Source organism: Nannocystis bainbridge, assembly GCF_028368995.1.
In the GTDB taxonomy this organism is placed as follows: Bacteria; Myxococcota_A; Polyangia; order Nannocystales; family Nannocystaceae; genus Nannocystis; species Nannocystis bainbridge.
Map to the genome: position 1 here is coordinate 1,769,419 of NZ_JAQNDL010000002.1, position 16,677 is coordinate 1,786,095.

The window sequence follows — 16,677 nt, forward strand, 5'->3', positions numbered from 1 at the left end:
GGGCCCGCGTGGGCTCGCGCTCGCCGCGAATTCCCCCGCAAGGCCGCGCCAAGGAAGGGTAAAACCCTGGGCATGCAGCAGGTGCTCATCGTCGACGACAACCCCTCGGTCTGCACCGCCCTCGAGATTTTGTTCGACGTCCACGGGATGAGCACGCAGGTCGCCCACACCCCGCAGGCCGCGCTCGAGATCATCGCCCGGGGCGACGTCGGGGCTGTCGTTCAGGACATGAACTTTCAGACAGACTCGACCTCGGGCCAGGAGGGCGCCGCGCTGTTCCGCGAGATCAAGCGCCTCGACGCCGACCTGCCCGTGCTCCTCATGACCGCCTGGACCTCGCTCGAGACCGCGGTGCAGCTGGTCAAGGAGGGCGCCGCCGACTACCTCGGCAAGCCGTGGGACGACGCCAAGGTCGTCACCACCGTCAAGAACATGCTGCGCATGCGCGAGCTCGGGCTCGAGAACCACCGCCTGCGGGCCCAGTCGGCCCGCGCGCGCAACGAGCTGCAGCGCCACTACGACCTGTGCGGCCTGGTCTACGCCAGCGAGGCGATGCACCGCGTCGTCTCGCTCGCGACCTCGGTCGCCCGCGCCGACGCCCCGGTCCTCATCACCGGCCCGAACGGCTCCGGCAAGGAGAAGCTGGCCGAGATCGTGCACGCCAACAGCCCGCGCAAGCTGCAGCCGTTCGTCAAGGTCAACGCCGGCGGCCTGCCCGACGAGCTGCTCGAGGCCGAGCTGTTCGGCGCCGAGATCGGCGCCTTCACCGGCGCGACCAAGCGCCGGATCGGCCGCTTCGAGGCCGCCGACGGCGGCACCTTGTTCCTCGACGAGATCGGCAACCTGTCGCAGAAGGGCCAGATGAAGCTGCTGCGCGTGCTGCAGACCGGCGAGTTCGAGCGGCTCGGCAGCACCAGCACCAAGAAGGTCGACGTCCGCATCGTCTCGGCCACCAACGCCAACCTGCGGCAGATGATCGCCCAGGGCATCTTCCGCGAGGACCTGCTGTTCCGCCTCAACGTCATCGAGATCCGGATCCCCCCGCTGCGCGAGCGCAGCGAGGACGTCCTGCCGCTGGCCGAGACCTTCCTGCAGGGTCAGCTCACCCCCGGCCGCGACCCGCTGCGGCTCGGCGACGAGGCCATGCGCGCCCTGCTCGGCCACGACTGGCCCGGCAACGTGCGTGAGCTGCAGAACCGGATCCAGCGCGCCACCCTGCTGTGCCAGAGCGGCGAGGTCACCCCCGCCGACCTCGGGCTCGACGACAAGGCGCCGGCGGCCGACGGCACCGTCACCCCGCGCAATCACCCCTCGTCGGAGACCAAACCGGCGGCTGTCGGCAACAACGAAGAGATCGAGGCCGAGCGGCGCTCGATCATCGCCGCCATCGAGACCCACGGCGGCGTCATCGCCCGCGCCGCCGCCGAGCTCGGGCTGTCGCGTCAGGCGCTGTACCGCCGCATGGACCGGCTCGGGATCAGCCTCGAGCGTCAGCTCAAGCAGAGCTGAATCGTTGCGCCCGCTCCGGCGCCCTGATACCCATCTCGCTGGAGCTTTCGCATGAACATCCTGCTCTTGTCCCCCGGCTACCCCGGCGAGATGCCCAGCTTCACCCGCGGCCTCGCCGATGTCGGCGCGCACGTCTTTGGCGTCGGCGACCAGCACCCCGGCGCCTTGCCGGCCTCGGTGCGCGAGCGCCTCGCCGGCTACTTGCAGGTGCGCTCGCTGTGGGACGAGGCCGCCGTGGTCGAGGCCGTGCGCCGCTGGCCCGAGGCGCGCCGGATCGACAAGGTCGAGTGCTTGTGGGAGCCCGGCATGCTGCTGGCTGCCCGCCTGCGCGAGGCCCTCGGCGTCGACGGCCTCGGCGTCGCCGCGACCCTCCCGTTCCGCGACAAGGAGCGGATGAAGCAGGTCCTCGACGCCGCCGGCCTGCGCACCCCCAGGCACGTCCGCTGCAACACCACCGCCGAGTGTTGGGACGCCGCCGAGCAGATCGGCTTCCCGATCATCATCAAGCCGATCGCCGGCGCCGGCTCGGCCGACACCTACCGCGTCGACTCGGCCGACGAGCTGCGGGGCATCCTGCCGCGCCTCGGACATGTCCCCGAGGTCAGCGTCGAGGAGTTCGTCGACGGCGCCGAGTTCACCTTCGACACCGTCTGCGTCGAGGGCCAAATCGCCTACTTCAACATCGCCTGGTACCGCCCGCGGCCGCTGGTCGCCCGCAGCAACGAGTGGGTCAGCCCGCAGGTGATCGCCCTCCGCAACGTCGACCAGCCCACGCTCGCGGGCGGCGTCAAGCTCGGCCACGACGTCATCCGCGCGCTCGGCTTCCGCTCCGGCTTCACCCACATGGAGTGGTACCTCAAGGCCGACGGCGAGGTGGTGTTCGGCGAGATCGGCGCCCGCCCGCCCGGCGCCCACCAGGTCGACCAGATGAACCACGCCTGCGAATTCGACGTGTTCCGCGAATGGGGCCGGGCCGTCGCCTGGGGACGCTTCGACGTCGACATCCAGCGCAAGTACAACGTCAGCACCATCTACAAGCGCGCCCACGGTCAGGGTCAGATCCAGCGCATCGTCGGGCTCGACCGGATCCGCAAGCTCTACGGCGAGCACATCGTGTGGGACAACCTGCTGCCGGTCGGCTCGCCGCGTCGGAACTGGCGCAACACCCTCGTCTCTGACGGCTTCTTGATGCTGCGTCACCCCGAGCTGCAGGACCTCGTGTCGATCAGCGACGACATCGGCGAGAACCTGCAGATGTACGCCGGCTGAGGCGTCGAGGCCCAGCTGGCCTCGGGGACAGCTGCGTGCGCAGAGGGTGCGGGGGACCGGTCTCGCGCCCACCGCGCGATTTGATGTACCGGCACGCTTCGCGGTCGCAGCTTCACCCGCATCGCCCCCGAGGTCCCGGCTCCGCACTCGTGACGAGTGGCGAAGGGTGTGCACATGGCCCCCCTCGATTGGCCGTCAAAGTGCGGTTCGTACGCGGATCCGGTATAGCTTGAAGTGGCGTGGTGGTCGGAGTGCCCTTGAAGCCGCGGAGGCAGGTGCAGGTGTGCGCCGGCTTGTTGCGGCGGGTGATCCGACGCAGGATTCCAGACGCTGACCGAAAGCCCCCCATGACCCAGCCCCTCGCCACCAGTTCCTTCAGCCAGCGCGTCGAAGCGATTGCGACGACGTGGCCGAGGGACCGCGCGGAGCCGCGGGGCCGGTCTCTGGTGGCAATCGCCGGGCAGGCGGCAGAAGCGCCGCCTACCGAGACCAGCCATCTCGGGTCGGCGCGCGCCATGCAGCTCCCCACGCTCGAGTGCCCCTACCCGCCGGCGGTCCACCCCGCGGCCGACACGCTCCACGAGCGCACCGTCGAGTGGGCCATGGCGATGGGCTTCGCCCGCAGCGACAAGCACATCGAGGCCCTGCGCGACAGCCGGATCGGCCACTTGCTCGCGCGCATCTTCCCGGCCACCGCCGACATGGTCGCGCTGCAGGTCGCCGTCGACTGGACCACCCTGTTCTGCTGCCTCGACGACCGCCTCGAGCAGATCCGCGGCGCCATGCTGGTCGCCGCCTACCTGCGCACCCTCCTCGGCGTGTTCCGCGACGGCGCCCGCCCGCAGCTCATCGATCCCTTCGCCCAGGCGTTCGGCGACCTGCGCGAGCGCATGCTCGAGCTGCGCGTGCCCAACTGGATCCCCCGGTTCTCCGCCTGCGTCGAGCGCCTCTTCCACGCCTTCGTCGACGAGGCCAAGTACCGCGCCGCCGGCGTCGTGCCGGCGTTCGCCAGCCACAACAAGATCCGCCAGATCACCGTCGGCCTCTACACCGGCTTCCTCCTCGGCGAGCTCACCGAGCACATCTTCCTCCCGCCCGACGTGCTCGAGCACGAGTCGGTCCGCTCGCTCGAGCGCAGCGCCAGCACCATCGTCGGCTTCGCCAACGACATCTACACCGTCGAAAAAGAGCGGGCCAAGGGTGAGGTCAACAACACTGTCCTGGTGCTCATGCACGAGGACGGCCTCAGCTTCGATGACGCGCTCGCCCGCACCATCCAGCTGCACAACATCGAGATGCGCGAGTTCTCGCGCCTGATCGACGACCTGCCCAGCTTCGACGAGGACATCGACGACCAGCTGCGCCGCTACGTCCAGGTCCTGATCCACTTCATCTCCGGTCACGCCGACTGGGCCCGCAGCACCGGCCGTTACCACGCCCCCGGGGACGGCAGCGCCGTGCGTTGACGCGATCGCGCCGCCCGGGTTCGTCTCCGGGTCCGCGTCGAACCGTCAATTCGCGCCGCGCCGCGCGCCCGCTCCTGTGACGCCGGCCGCGGCGGTCTTCTCAAGCGCGGCAAACCGTCTCACACTCCGCGTGCCCATGACCGCCGCACCCAGCCTGTCCCGCCGCGGGCTCGACGCCCCCGCGTCCCCGATCCGCCGTCTCACTCCCTACGCCGATCAGGCCCGGGCGCGCGGGGTCACCGTGCACCACCTCAACATCGGCCAGCCCGACCTCGCCACCGTGCAGCCGATGCTCGCCGCCTATCAGGCCTACGACGAGCGCGTCGTCGCTTACAGCCCGTCCGAGGGTTACCTGGCCTATCGGACAGCTCTCGCCGAGCACTACAACGGCCTCGACGCCGCGCGCGGCGGCGGCCCGATCACCCCCGACCAGATCCTCGTCACCGTCGGCGGCAGCGAGGCGCTGCTGTTCGCCATCGCCGCCATGTGCGACGTCGGCGATCAGATCCTCGTCGCCGAGCCCTACTACACCAACTACCGCGGCTTCTCGCACCTGCTCGGCGTCGAGGTCGTGCCCGTCTCGACCCACGCGCGCGACAGCTTCGCCGTCCCGGCCGAGCGCGTGCGGGCCGCGATCACCCCGAAGACCCGCGCCTTCATCATCCCCTCGCCGGGCAACCCGACCGGCATGGTGCTCAGCGCCGCCGATCTCGCCGCGCTCGGCGAGGTGTGCGTCCAGGCCGGCATCTTCTTCGTCGCCGACGAGGTCTACCGCGAGTTCGTCTACCCCGACGAGCCCGCCGCCGCCGACGCACTGCCGCGCGCGCCCTCGGTGCTCGCCGTGCCCGGCCTAGCCGAGCACGCGGTGATGATCGACTCGGTGTCCAAGCGCTACTCCGCCTGCGGCGCGCGCGTCGGCTGCCTCGTCACCCGCAACGCCGCCCTCTACTCCGCCTGCCTGCGGTTCGCCCAGGCCCGCCTGTCCCCGCCGACCGTCGATCAGCACGCCGCCCTCGCCGCCCTGCGCACCCCGGTCGCCGAGATGCGGGCCATGGTCGACGAGTACCGGGCCCGCCGCGATCTCATCGTCGCCGGCCTCAACGCGATCCCCGGCGTCTCTTGCCCGACGCCGACGGGCGCTTTCTACCTCATCACCGATCTGCCGGTCGCCGACGCCGAAGACTTTTGCATCTTCATGCTCCGCGACTTCGACCTCGGCGGCGAGACCATGATGATGGCCCCCGCCGAGGGCTTCTACGCCACCCCCGGCCTCGGCAAGAACCAGGTGCGGATCGCCTACGTGCTCGGCCGCGACAAGCTCGCGCGCTGCCTCGAGATCCTGCGCGCCGGCCTCGAAGCTTACAGCCGCCGCGCGCGCTGAACCGCGCGCGCTGAACCGCGCTGAACCGACGCGCATCATCGACGCAAGGCCGGTTACACTCCCCGCATGAGCCTCGTGGCCCCCACGCCGCTCGGCTTCGAGCGCAGCCCCGTCGCCGGCGCCAGCTTCGACGACCTCGATCCCGCCGCGCTCGAGGCCTACGTCCGGCGCCGCGTCCCTGGCCTCGGTGCCGAGCCGGGGGCGCTCGAGCGGGCCGCCCAGCGCCTCGGCCTGCTCGGCACCACCGCCGGACAGCCCACGCCCACCGTCGTCGGTCTCATGGCCTTCGGGACAGCTCCGCAGCTCGCCCGGCCCGAGTGGGGCCTCTCGATCGTGCGGATCCGCGGCGCCGCGCTCGCCGACCCGATCGCCGCGCGGCTCGACGCCGAGGGCAACCTCGCCGACCTCGTGCGCCAGGGCCTCGAGTTCGTGCGCGCCAACACCCGCGCCGCGCCCAACCTGCTCGTGCCCGCCGACCTCGCGCCCGAGTACCCCGAGGAGGCCGTGCGCGAGGCGCTGGTCAACGCCCTCGTCCACCGCGACTACCGCCTCAGCGGCCGCGCGTCCCTGCGGATCTTCAACGATCGCCTCGAGATCTGGAGCCCCGGCGGCCTGTCTCTCCCGATCTCCCTCGACGACCTGGCCCAGCACGGCGGCGCCTCCTTCCCGCGCAACCCGCTGCTCGCCGCCACCGCCCGGCACCTCGGCCTGCTCGAGCAGGTCGGCCGCGGCATCCCGGCCATCCGCCGCAGCATCGCCGGCGCCACCGCCCTCCCCGTCCAGTTCCACACCACGCAGACCGAGGTCCGCGTGGTCCTGCCGTCGTACATCAACGCCTCGATGGGCAACGTCTCCGGCAACTGACCGCGAGGACATGCCCTGGCGGACATGCCCTCACGGACATGCCCGCGCGGACATGCCCCGAAGGTCAGCCCCCGTGCGCGCCCGCGCCATCGTCGACACGCCCCGTCGGCAGCGTCTCGGGCGCCCCGCCGGAGTTCAGCGCTCGCGGGCGCATGGCCACGCGCCGGCCCCTCGGAGACAAGGGTCCGGCCGATCGGGGACGGGGCCGCGGTACGCAACGCGGCAGAGAGCGATCCATCCCCGATCGGCCGGAAATTCGCGGCTCAGAAGCACTCCGCCTGGCACGAGTTCCCCGCGCAGGCGCTGAGCGCGTGGTAGAGCGCGTGGCCGTCGGGGTCGCTGTGGCACAGCGCGTCGTCGTGGACCGTGAAGCAGCCCGTCCAGCAGATGTCGTTGCCGTGGCAGCTGGCGACCTCGTCGCAGCAGTTCTCGCCGAGGCAGGCCGAGCACGCGTCCGCCCCCAGCTCGGCCAGCGCGTCCTCGCAGCTGCCGACCGGCGCGCCGATGCACGGCTCCTGGCACGACGAGCCCTTGCACTCGAGGTACGCGTCGACGCGCGCGTGCGTCTCCGGCGTCGACTCGCACGCGTCGCCGTCCTCGCCTGACACGCAGGCCACGCACGCCGGGTCGCCCTGACAGTCCGCCAGCGCCTCGCAGCAGGCCTCGCGCATGCAGCCCGAACACTCGTCGGTGGCCTCGGCCGTGCACTCGCCCGCCGTCGTCGACGACGCGGTCGTCGCCGTCGAAGTCGCCGCCGTCGTCGCGTCGGTCGTCGGCTCCTGCGTGGTCGCGGCGCTGGTGGTCGTGGCCGCCGTCGTCGGCTCCGAGGTCACGCTCGTCTCGGCCGCCGTCGCCGGATCGCCCGTCGTCGACTCGTTCGCGGTCGTCGAAGCCTCGCTGCCCGACACGGGCCCGGAGGTGGTCGCCGTCGGCTCCGAGCTACAAGCGAGCACGGCCGCGACGGCGAGGAAGGTCAGCGGAGATCGGGCAGGAGTACGCAGGGTCATGGCGAACAGCGATGGCAGGACGTAATGATATTCATTTTCAAAAACCAAATCAATCCCCGTCCCACGGCCCACCAGTGGCCTTTCTCATCCTCATAATTTGATTTTAATTTTCAACAAGCCGCCAATTCTCGTTGCGAATTTTCCCCGCGCCCGGCCAACGCGCGCGCGACCCGAGCGCCCCGCCCATCGATCGCGGTGCGGCGCGCACGACATCGCCTCGCGTGTCTCCGCGTTCGCCGAAAATTTCCGAGCTCGCGCCGGCGCGCCGCGCAGTGAGGTCGAGCCCGAGCGCGCCGGCCGTTTGCGACCGCCGCGCCGCGCCCTCGCCCTGCCGCCTCCGGCTACACTGCGGTTCGGCATGCAGCCCGACGAAGAGCTCTACGCCGCCTGGCGCGGCGGCGACAGCAAGGCCGGCGTCCAGCTGTTCGAGCGCCACTACCCCGCGATCGCCCGCTTCTTCCGCAACAAGGTCGACGACGACGCCGGCGACCTCGTGCAGAAGACCTTCCTCGCCTGCCTCGAGAGCAAGGAGCGGATCCGCGGCGACTCGAGCTTCCGCACCTTCCTGTTCGCGGTCGCCCACAACGTCCTCTACAAGCACCTGCGCGGCAAGCTGCGCGAGGGCGCGCGCCTCGACTTCGGGCTCACCAGCGTCCACGACCTGAAGCCCACGCCGGCCACCCTGCTCGCGCGCCGGCGAGAGGAGCGGCTGCTCTTGCTCGGCCTGCGGCGGATCCCCCTCGATCACCAGGTCCTGCTCGAGCTTTATTTCTGGGAGAAGCTCGGCGCGCGCGAGATCGCCGACATCCTGGGGGTCCCCGAAGGCACCATCCGCACCCGTCTGCGCCGGGCCAAGCAGCTCCTCGAAGCGGCGATGACCGCGCTGGAGGACGGCGCCGCCGAGCTCCGTGACAGCCTCGGCGACCTCGACGCCTGGGCTGCCGCCGTCCGCGGCCAGATCGGCTAAGAACAAGCGAGCGCGCCACGATGTCGATCCACGCCGCGGTCCGTCGCCACTTCACCACCCCCGCCTTGCGGCGGCGATGGTTCGTCCTCCTCTTCACGCTCGCGCTCACCAGCCAGCCGCTGTTCGGCGCGCTCGGCTACGAGGGCGCGCTGGTCCTCACCCCGCTGATCAGCCTGTTCGCGCTGGCCGTCGGCGTCGACGCGGTGCGTGACGCCCGGCAGGCCGACGCCACCGACCCGCACGCGATGTCGCTGCAGACCCCGGGCGAGCGCCTGCGGTTGCTGTTTCTGCGCGGCCTCGGTGACCTCTGCAGCCTGCTGACCCTCTCGCTCGGCGCCTTCATCCTCGCCAACTTCTGGCAGGTCAACTGCGACCTGCCCGGCGGCCTGCTGTGGTTCCTCGTGCTGCCCACGGCCTCGGGCCTGCTCGGCCTCGTCGCGGGTCTGTGGGGCGGCGTGCTGGCCCGGCGCCGGCCCGTGCAGCTGCTCCTCGCCGGCCTGCCGCTGCTGTTCTCGTTGGTCCTCGGCGTGTGGCGCATCTACGTCGACCCGGTCGTCTACGCCATCGATCCGTTCTGGGGCTACTTCGCCGGCCCGCTCTACGACGAGGCCATCCCGATCACGGGCCGGCTGCTGTGGTTCCGCGCCTACAACTTCCTGCTCGCCGGCGCCGCCGTGGCCCTCCTCAGCCTGACCTTGGGGCCAGGTCTCAAAGTACAGCTGCGCGGCGTCAGCCTGCGCCGCTCGCCGTTCACCGTCGCCACCCTGTTCGCCTGCCTGCTGCCCGGCACCCTGCTCGGGGTGTTCGCCGCCGAGAACGGCTTCCACGCCACCGAGGCCAGCCTCGCCAACGCCCTCCCGCGCACCCGCGTCACCGACCACTTCGTCATCCACTACGCCGCCAACTCGGCCGCCGCCCGCGACATCGAGCTGCTGGCCGCCGAGCACGAGTTCGCCTGGCGCCGGCTCGCCGCCCAGATCGGCCGCGAGCCGCGGGCCCCCGTGCACAGCTTCGTGTTCCCGTCGCCCGAGCTCAAGCGGGCCTGGATCGGCGCCGGCAACACCGAGGTCGCCCCGCCGTGGCGCGGCCACATCTACCTCAACGAGCAGGCCTTCCCGCACCGCGTGCTCCACCACGAGCTCGCCCACGTGTTCTCGTACGTCGTCGGCGAGCCGCTGTTCGGCACCTCCTCGGCCGTCTCGTGGCGCGGCCTGCGGGTCAACCTCGCGCTGGTCGAGGGCTTCGCCACCGCCTTCGCCCCGCGCAGCGAGTCCGGCCTCGACCTCCACGACCAGGCCGCGATCCTCGACCGGCTCGAGCTGCGACCTGTCCTCGGGGACATCATGGGCTTCGGCTTTTGGGGCAAGTCGTCGCGGCGGGCCTACACCGCCGCCGGCTCGTTCTCCCGCTGGCTCATCGACACCCGCGGCGTCGACCCCTTCCTCCAGCTCTACGGCACCGCCGGCGACTTCGAGCTGGCCTATGGGACCTCCCTCGACGCGCTCGAGGTCGAGTGGCTGGCCTACCTGCGCGCGCGTCCGCTGCGGGCCCGCGACATCGAGGCGCTGCGCCAGCGCTTCAAGCAGCGGCCGATCTTCCAGCGCCCGTGCGCCCACCGGGCCGCCGACCTGCTCGCCGGGGCCAACCTCGCCCACCACCGCGGCCTCGAGGTCGAGCGCATCGACCTCCTGCGCGACCTCTGCACCATCGAGCCCGAGCAGCCCGAGCACCGCCTGCTGCTGGCCCAGGCCCAGGTCCAGGCCGGCATGCAGGACGCCGCCTCCGCGACCCTCGCCGAGCTCTCTCGCCAGGTCGACCTCACCGACACGATCGCCGCCCTCGTCGACGAGCGCCTCGGCGACCTCGCCCTGGCCCGCTTCGACCTCCCGGTCGCGCTCACCTACTACGACCGCGCGCTGACCCGCGGCCTCGGCGACAACCAGGTCCGCCAGCTCCAGATCAAGCGCATGGGCGCCGCCGACCCGGCCCTCGCCCCGCGCGTGCTGGCCTACTTCGATCCGTTCGAGCCCAACCCCGAGCACCCGAGCGAGGCCGTGCTGCGCCTCTACGCCGCCGAGCAGATCGCCGCCTTGCCGCGCTACGCCCCGCTCGGCGGCTACCTCCTCGGCCGCCAGCTTCTCAACGTCCAGCAGGGCGCCGCCGCCATCGAGCCGCTGCAGCGCGCGCTCCACCCCGAGGACGAAGAGCACCCGCTCGCCACCGCCGAGCTGCGCCGCGGCGCCCTCCTCATGCTGCTCGAGGCCCAGGCCCGCGCCCGCAACTACGACGCCGCCGCCCGCGTCCTCGCCGAGCTGCAGGACGACCCCGACGCCGACAGCGGCCTGCGCCTCGACGCGACCCTGTGGACCGAGCGGCTCGAGTTCCTGCGCGCCTACCTGCCCTGACCGCCACCGGCGCGAGCGCGCAGCGACGGCGACGAACCTGTCTCAAGGGCCATCCATAAAAGCTCGCGCGCAGCGAGGGCGCTGAACCTGTCCCAAGGGCCATCCATAAAGCTCGCGCGCAGCGACGGCGCCGAACCGGTCCCAAGGGCCATTCATAAAGGCTCGCGCCCAGCGAGGGCGCCGAACCGGTCCCAGGCGCCATCCATAAAGCTCGCGCGCAGCGACGGCGCCGAACCGGTCCCAAGGGCCATTCATAAAGGCTCGCGCGCAGTGACTGCGCCGAACCTGTCCCAAGCGCCATCTACCAAGGCCCCCGCGCGCTCGCCTGCACTGGACCGACATGTCCCAAAGGCCATGCTGTGAAGTGCTGTCCCACCTTTCGGCCCGCAGCGCACCGCCCGGCGCCCGTCCTGAGCTCGCGGTCCGGATGGTCGCTCGCTCTTGCGCCCTGTCGCTCCGCGCCCCCGGACAGCGATCGGACAATCCACCAATTGACCTATTTATCCTTCAAAAACTACCTTTCGTTTTATTTCTTTCGCCGCTGAACCAGGTCACAATCCTGGCGAGATGTCAGTTTCCCGCCGCACGCGCATCGCCAGCATCGCGCGGATTTGTGTCTGGACCGGCCTGCTCGTCGCTGCCGCGACGCGCCTGACGGTCGAGCCGAGCCGCGTATCCGCCCACCCGCACCCGACCGCCCGCGTCGAGCCTCGCCTGCAAAAGAGCCTCCCAGGACATGTCGAGGACGACATGTCCCTACGGACAGCTTTTGCAGCCGCCGGCGCGATCGCCCTGTCGACCCGGCCCAATCCGACCTGCCCCTTCGACCAGGCGTGCCCCGCCGCCGACGGGGACGATCGCTGACCGGAGGACCGTTCGGACATGTCCCTTCGGCCATCCGTCATCCTGCTCCTCGCCGCCTGCGCCCGCGACCCTGACTCGCCGGGCGCCGGCGGGAGCGACGGTTCAGCTGCCACGACCACCACGTCGACCACGACCTCCATGACCACCGTCGAGCCGACCTCCGCGACCGGCTCCGGTGACGACCCGACCACGCATGGCTTCATCCGCCCGCCTGACGGCGGCGGCGGCAAGAAGGAGTGCAGCATCTTCGAGCAGGACTGTCCCGAGGGCAAGAAGTGCGCCCCGTACTCGGCCGACGGCGACAACTCCTGGGACACCGTGAAGTGCGTCGACGTGGTCTCCGACCCGGCCGGCCTCGGTGAGCTCTGCGAGGTCCTCGGCGCGCCTGCCAGCGGCGCGGACACCTGCGACGAGGGCTTCATATGCCTGTACGTCCAGTGGCCCGAGCTCGAGGGCACCTGCATCGCCTACTGCCAGGGCTCGCCCGACGAGCCCCTCTGCGGGCCCGGGACGGACTGCACCACCAACTCTGACGGCATCGTCCACCTCTGCCTGCCCGAGTGCGATCCGCTGCTGCAGGACTGCCCGGGCGACGAGCTCTGCATCGCCCATCCCGATGACGGCGACTGGACCTGCGTCTTCGACAGCAGCGGTGACGAAGGCCAGCCGTTCGACGCCTGCGAGTACGCGAGCGCCTGCGACCCTGGGCTCCTGTGCCTCCCCCCCGAGTTCGCCGTCGAGTGCGATCCGGTCGCGACCGGCTGCTGCCTCCCGCTGTGCGACCTCGAGCTGCCGAACACCTGCCCCGGCCAGGGCCAGCAGTGCGTCGCCTGGTACGCGCCCGGTGAGGCGCCGCCCGGCAAGGATCACCTCGGCCAGTGCGCGCTCCCCTGAGCCCGCCGCTCTCCTGCACTCAAGGACATGCCCGTTTAGACATGTCCTTTACGACATTACCCTGAGACCACCTCTATCCTGCCGCACCGGATCCGCTGCCATGCTTTATCGCCCTTCATGCCTCGTCCTCCTCGCCCTCGCCGCCTGCGTCGCCCGGCCCACCGGCGACACCGACGGCGGGCTCACCACCAGCACCAGCGAGCCCGGGCTCCCCGGCAGCACCACCGAGACTCCGGGCACGACCACCAGCCCTGGCACCACCGCCGGCCCCGGGACCGCCACCGTCCCCGTGCCGACCACCGACGCGCCGGACACCGCCACCGGCGGCGAGCCTGACCCGAGCGGCGAGCCCAGCACCACCGTCCCGTTCATCCCGGTGCCGGACTTCTTCAACCCGCCCGAATGCGACCCCTGGGTCGAGGACTGCCCGCCGGGCCAGAAGTGCATGCCGTTCGCCAACGACGGCGGCAGCAGCTGGAACTCCACCAAGTGCGTCGACATCGTGCCCGACCCTGACGGCCTCGACGAGCCGTGCACCGTCGTCGACTCCGGCGTCAGCGGCGAGGACAGCTGCGACAAGCACCTGCAGTGCTTCTTCGTCGACCCCGACACCCTGCAGGGCACCTGCGTCGCCATGTGCACCGGCTCGCCCGACAACCCCGGCTGCGCGCAGCCCGACGCCACCTGCATGCTCTCGGGCGACGGCGTGCTGATCCTCTGCCTGCCCGACTGCGACCCGCTCGAGCCCGGCTGCAAGCCCGGCGAGGTGTGCGTCCCCAACTGGACCTCGACCTTCACGTGCACCATCGACGCCAGCGGCGAGGAGGGCCAGGTGTTCGACCCGTGCGAGTTCCTCAACGCCTGCGACCCGGGCCTCGTGTGCCTGTCCCCCGATCTGGCCGAGGAGTGCGACCCCGCGAGCCAGGGCTGTTGCCTCCCGTTCTGCGACCTGACCGCGCCGCTCTCCTGCCCCGGCCAGGGCCAGGAGTGCGTGCCCTACTTCGAGCAGGGCCAGGCCCCGCCCGGCCACGAAGACCTCGGCGTGTGCGGCCTCCCGCAGCCCTGACCGTGCGCAGCTGTCGTTATCGACATGTCCTCAGGGACATGTCGTCGAGACACCTCGATTCACGGACCACCACGACATCCGCCCATCGACCGGCGCACTCGCGCCGAAGCGCGCTACAATGATGGCGTGCGCGCCACCGTCGTCCTCGTCCTGCTCGCCTGCGCCTGTGGGGGCGCCCCCGCGGGCCCTGCCGGCACCACCGCCGCCGTCGCCTCGACCACGACCGGCGGCGAACAGCGGTGGACCACCGAGTTGCAAGATCCGCCGACCAGCACGACCGGCACCACGACCACCGGCCCGGCCGAGCCGGAGCTGCCGAGCGAGGGCTTTCACTGCGACCCGCGGCTGCAGGACTGTCCGGCCGGGCACAAGTGCGCCCCGTTCGCGTCGATGATGGCCGACGACTGGAACGGTGCGCGCTGCGTGCCGCTCGTCCCCGATCCCGCGGGCCTCGGCGAGCCGTGCGAGACCGAGGACTATACGCACAGCGGCATCGACGACTGCGGCCCGGCGCTGATGTGCTGGTACTTCGCGAGCTCCAGCGATCTGCGCGGCCGCTGCCTCGGCCTGTGCGACGCCGACGACGGCTGCGTCGACCCGAACGCGCGCTGTTACGTGCAGCCGTCGGCCAGCTACCTCTGTTATCCGCTGTGCGATCCGCTGGCGCAGGACTGCCCGCCGCCGGCGACCCTGTGCGTGCGCTCGAGCAGCGTCGACGGCTTCATCTGCCGCTACGCGCCCGCGGGCGAGCCGGCGGGTGCGGGGATGCCCTGCGCCGGCGAGACCGACTGCGCGCCCGGGCACGTGTGTGATCCGGCCGACCTCGTGAGCGGCTGCGCGGGCGAGCGGTGCTGCGCCCCGCTCTGTTCTTTGAGCCAGCCGAGCTGTCCGGCCGAGCTCCCGCAGTGCCAGGCCCACGACCCCGCGCCGTCGCCCGAATACGCCGACCTCGGGGTCTGCCGCGCCCCCTGAGATCGTCGCCGCGCCGCCCGCCGCGCGCGCCGGCGGGCATGCGGACCTGTCTCTTCGGACATCCCGGGCGCGCGGCCCCCGCGCCGCGATCGTGTTAAACTGGGGCCGCAATGATCGCCGGCATGTCGCCCATGGCCCTGGTCCTGAACGCCATCCTCGCGGCGCTGGCGGGCTTTCTGCTGGGCAACCTGTGGTACCGCCACCGCCGCGCCCTCGACCGCGACCGGGCCCGCTGGTCGGGCCTCGCCGAACGGCGCGGCTGGCACCTCGTCGAGCGCGCCGGCGGCTTCGCCGTCATCGGCAACGCCGACCAGGTCGCCTTCCACCTCAGCCAGGGCGCCCTGGCCCACGGCGACCTCGGCGTGTTCCTCGAGGCCCGCATCGACCGCAGCCCGTGGGTCGTGATCGAGGCGTTCGCCCTCAGCTCGCCGATCGCCTTCACGGCGCGCCGCCCTGGCGACCGCATCCGCTCCGGCGACGACAGCTTCGACGCCCGCTTCGCCACCTACGCCTCGCCGGCGCGGCGGGCCGCCGCCCTGTGCGACGCCCCGCTGCGGGCCGCGCTCGAGGGCCTGCCGCGCCCCTACCTGATGGTCCAAAACGGCATCGTCGTGCTGATCTGGCCGTGGGACAAGCTGCCGACCGACGCCCAGCTCGACGCCGCCCTGGCGGTCCTGCGGGCCCTCGCCGCCCACGCCGCGCCGGCCGCCAGCTGACTGTTCGGGCATGTCCCATGGGGCATGTCTTTGGAGACATTCTCCAGGAGACATGCTCCGGAGAACATGCCCGTCAGGACATGCTCCGAAAGACAGCCTCGGAACGCCCCGCTACGCCGGCCGCCGAGCTCGCGCGCGGCTCAGAACGGCTGCTCGGCGGTCAGCATCAGCCGCTGCGACAGCTGATACAGCTCGCTGTCGCGGGTCACGAGCCGGGGCGAGCGGGCGATGACCTCGTCGAGCGGCGTCACGATCGTCTGCGGCCCGCGGCTACCGACCATCACGTCGCCGGGGGTAGGCGTCTGGCCGTCGAGGCCGCCGAGCTGGGCCACGTCGGCCGCGCCGGAGCCGAGCAGGCCGGCGAGCGTGTTGTCGAGCGCGGTCGGGCTGCCGCCGCGGGCGATGTGGCCGACCGAGTTGATGCGGACCTCCATCGGGTGGCCGAGGTGCGTCTCGATCGCCGGGTCCGACTCGAGCTTGCGCTTCAGCCCCTCGCACCAGTCCTCGCCGGCGCGGCGGCGCACGCCCTCGGCGACGACGATGATGAAGTAGCGGTAGTCGCGGCGGACGCCGGCGTCGAGCGAGCGCACGATGCGGTCGTGGTCCCAGGTCTCCTCGACCTCGGGGATGGCCACCACCGCCGCGCCGCCGGCGATCGCCGACTGCAGCGCCAGCCAGCCGGAGGTGTTGCCCATGACCTCGAGGATGATCGCGCGCCGGTGCGACTCGATAGTGTCACGCAGCTTGCGGATCGCGTCGACGACGTTGTTGAGCGCCGTGTCGTAGCCGATCGAATACTCGGTGCCGTGGAGGTCGTTGTCGATGGTGCCGGGGATGCCGATGACGCGGAACGGCCGGCGCGGGAAGTGCTGGCGGAACGCCTCGCCGATCAGGCGGGCGCCGCAGAACGAGCCGTCGCCGCCGATCACGATCAGGTTGTCGACCCGCATCTGGTACAGATTGATCGCCGCGACCTTGAGGAAATCGTCGCGGGCCGCCACGCGCTCGGCGTAGCTCGGGTGGTCCGCGGCCGGCAGCAGCAGCTCGGGCACGCGACCGGTGCCGATGAAGGTGCCGCCGCGGTGGATGATGTCGCGGACCGCCCGGCGATCGACGTTGCGATCGGACGACGAGTCGAGTCGGCGCGCGAGGCCGCGGAAGCCGTCGCGGAAGAACACGATCTCGCAGTCCGGGTCGCGCATCTTGAGGCAGCGAAAGGCCGCGCGAACGGCCGCGTTCATCCCGGGGGCGTCGCCCCCGCTCGTCAGGATTCCGATGCTCATGGGCTGTGGGCCGG

Annotated in this window: 14 protein-coding genes; 12 read left to right on the forward strand and 2 right to left on the reverse strand. The window is 71.5% G+C overall.

Going from position 1 to position 16,677, the window contains the following annotated elements; translation table 11 throughout:
* Positions 1-72: 72 nt before the first annotated feature.
* The 5 genes from POL25_RS24650 to POL25_RS24670 all read left to right on the forward strand — a co-directional run bounded on the left by POL25_RS24650 (position 73) and on the right by POL25_RS24670 (position 6,489).
* Entirely contained in the window at positions 73-1,509 is a 1,437-nt protein-coding gene (locus POL25_RS24650; RefSeq protein WP_272088603.1) for a sigma-54-dependent transcriptional regulator, read from the forward strand.
* A 51-nt stretch (positions 1,510-1,560) separates the two neighbouring features.
* On the forward strand, positions 1,561-2,778 hold the full coding sequence (locus tag POL25_RS24655; protein WP_272088604.1) for an ATP-grasp domain-containing protein: 1,218 nt from the start codon (positions 1,561-1,563) through the stop codon (positions 2,776-2,778).
* Positions 2,779-3,293: 515 nt separating this feature from the next.
* Positions 3,294-4,244 carry a terpene synthase family protein gene (locus POL25_RS24660; protein ID WP_272088605.1) on the forward strand — a complete coding sequence of 317 codons (951 nt, stop codon included), beginning with the start codon at positions 3,294-3,296 and terminating at the stop codon, positions 4,242-4,244.
* Positions 4,245-4,380: 136 nt separating this feature from the next.
* Positions 4,381-5,625, forward strand: coding sequence for a pyridoxal phosphate-dependent aminotransferase (locus POL25_RS24665; RefSeq protein WP_272088606.1), 1,245 nt, complete (start codon positions 4,381-4,383; stop codon positions 5,623-5,625).
* Between the two features lie 66 nt (positions 5,626-5,691).
* Positions 5,692-6,489 carry an ATP-binding protein gene (locus POL25_RS24670; RefSeq protein WP_272088607.1) on the forward strand — a complete coding sequence of 266 codons (798 nt, stop codon included), beginning with the start codon at positions 5,692-5,694 and terminating at the stop codon, positions 6,487-6,489.
* Between the two features lie 263 nt (positions 6,490-6,752).
* Here POL25_RS24670 and POL25_RS24675 read toward each other — a convergent pair whose 3' ends face one another.
* Complete coding sequence (locus POL25_RS24675) at positions 6,753-7,496, reverse strand: hypothetical protein (RefSeq protein ID WP_272088608.1); 744 nt, start codon at positions 7,494-7,496, stop codon at positions 6,753-6,755.
* 358 nt (positions 7,497-7,854) lie between these two features.
* Between POL25_RS24675 and POL25_RS24680 the strand changes: the two genes are divergently transcribed.
* From POL25_RS24680 to POL25_RS24710, 7 genes are all read left to right on the forward strand, one after another.
* Positions 7,855-8,463 carry an RNA polymerase sigma factor gene (locus POL25_RS24680; protein ID WP_272088609.1) on the forward strand — a complete coding sequence of 203 codons (609 nt, stop codon included), beginning with the start codon at positions 7,855-7,857 and terminating at the stop codon, positions 8,461-8,463.
* Positions 8,464-8,483: 20 nt separating this feature from the next.
* Complete coding sequence (locus tag POL25_RS24685; protein ID WP_272088610.1) at positions 8,484-10,868, forward strand: hypothetical protein; 2,385 nt, start codon at positions 8,484-8,486, stop codon at positions 10,866-10,868.
* A gap of 567 nt (positions 10,869-11,435) precedes the next feature.
* On the forward strand, positions 11,436-11,732 hold the full coding sequence (locus tag POL25_RS24690) for a hypothetical protein (protein ID WP_272088611.1): 297 nt from the start codon (positions 11,436-11,438) through the stop codon (positions 11,730-11,732).
* 18 nt (positions 11,733-11,750) lie between these two features.
* Positions 11,751-12,626, forward strand: a complete 876-nt coding sequence (locus POL25_RS24695) for a hypothetical protein (protein ID WP_272088612.1) — start codon at positions 11,751-11,753, stop codon at positions 12,624-12,626.
* Between the two features lie 100 nt (positions 12,627-12,726).
* Positions 12,727-13,692, forward strand: coding sequence for a ribulose phosphate epimerase (locus tag POL25_RS24700; RefSeq protein WP_272088613.1), 966 nt, complete (start codon positions 12,727-12,729; stop codon positions 13,690-13,692).
* Positions 13,693-13,818: 126 nt separating this feature from the next.
* Positions 13,819-14,664, forward strand: a complete 846-nt coding sequence (locus tag POL25_RS24705; RefSeq protein WP_272088614.1) for a hypothetical protein — start codon at positions 13,819-13,821, stop codon at positions 14,662-14,664.
* 131 nt (positions 14,665-14,795) lie between these two features.
* Positions 14,796-15,380 carry a hypothetical protein gene (locus tag POL25_RS24710; protein ID WP_272088615.1) on the forward strand — a complete coding sequence of 195 codons (585 nt, stop codon included), beginning with the start codon at positions 14,796-14,798 and terminating at the stop codon, positions 15,378-15,380.
* Between the two features lie 140 nt (positions 15,381-15,520).
* Here the strand turns inward: POL25_RS24710 and POL25_RS24715 are convergent, their stop codons facing one another.
* The gene (locus POL25_RS24715) at positions 15,521-16,663 is read right to left on the reverse strand and encodes an ATP-dependent 6-phosphofructokinase (protein WP_272088616.1); all 1,143 of its coding nucleotides are present in this window, start codon (positions 16,661-16,663) and stop codon (positions 15,521-15,523) included.
* Positions 16,664-16,677 lie beyond the last annotated feature (14 nt).

What these genes read in the sequence shown, in the direction of transcription:
- POL25_RS24650 (WP_272088603.1), top strand. Translation starts at nt 73, where the DNA reads ATGCAGCAGGTGCTCATCGTCGACGACAACCCCTCGGTCTGCACCGCC.
- POL25_RS24655 (WP_272088604.1), top strand. Translation starts at nt 1,561, where the DNA reads ATGAACATCCTGCTCTTGTCCCCCGGCTACCCCGGCGAGATGCCCAGC.
- POL25_RS24660 (WP_272088605.1), top strand. Translation starts at nt 3,294, where the DNA reads ATGCAGCTCCCCACGCTCGAGTGCCCCTACCCGCCGGCGGTCCACCCC.
- POL25_RS24665 (WP_272088606.1), top strand. Translation starts at nt 4,381, where the DNA reads ATGACCGCCGCACCCAGCCTGTCCCGCCGCGGGCTCGACGCCCCCGCG.
- POL25_RS24670 (WP_272088607.1), top strand. Translation starts at nt 5,692, where the DNA reads ATGAGCCTCGTGGCCCCCACGCCGCTCGGCTTCGAGCGCAGCCCCGTC.
- POL25_RS24675 (WP_272088608.1), bottom strand. Translation starts at nt 7,496, where the DNA reads ATGACCCTGCGTACTCCTGCCCGATCTCCGCTGACCTTCCTCGCCGTC.
- POL25_RS24680 (WP_272088609.1), top strand. Translation starts at nt 7,855, where the DNA reads ATGCAGCCCGACGAAGAGCTCTACGCCGCCTGGCGCGGCGGCGACAGC.
- POL25_RS24685 (WP_272088610.1), top strand. Translation starts at nt 8,484, where the DNA reads ATGTCGATCCACGCCGCGGTCCGTCGCCACTTCACCACCCCCGCCTTG.
- POL25_RS24690 (WP_272088611.1), top strand. Translation starts at nt 11,436, where the DNA reads ATGTCAGTTTCCCGCCGCACGCGCATCGCCAGCATCGCGCGGATTTGT.
- POL25_RS24695 (WP_272088612.1), top strand. Translation starts at nt 11,751, where the DNA reads ATGTCCCTTCGGCCATCCGTCATCCTGCTCCTCGCCGCCTGCGCCCGC.
- POL25_RS24700 (WP_272088613.1), top strand. Translation starts at nt 12,727, where the DNA reads ATGCTTTATCGCCCTTCATGCCTCGTCCTCCTCGCCCTCGCCGCCTGC.
- POL25_RS24710 (WP_272088615.1), top strand. Translation starts at nt 14,796, where the DNA reads ATGGCCCTGGTCCTGAACGCCATCCTCGCGGCGCTGGCGGGCTTTCTG.
- POL25_RS24715 (WP_272088616.1), bottom strand. Translation starts at nt 16,663, where the DNA reads ATGAGCATCGGAATCCTGACGAGCGGGGGCGACGCCCCCGGGATGAAC.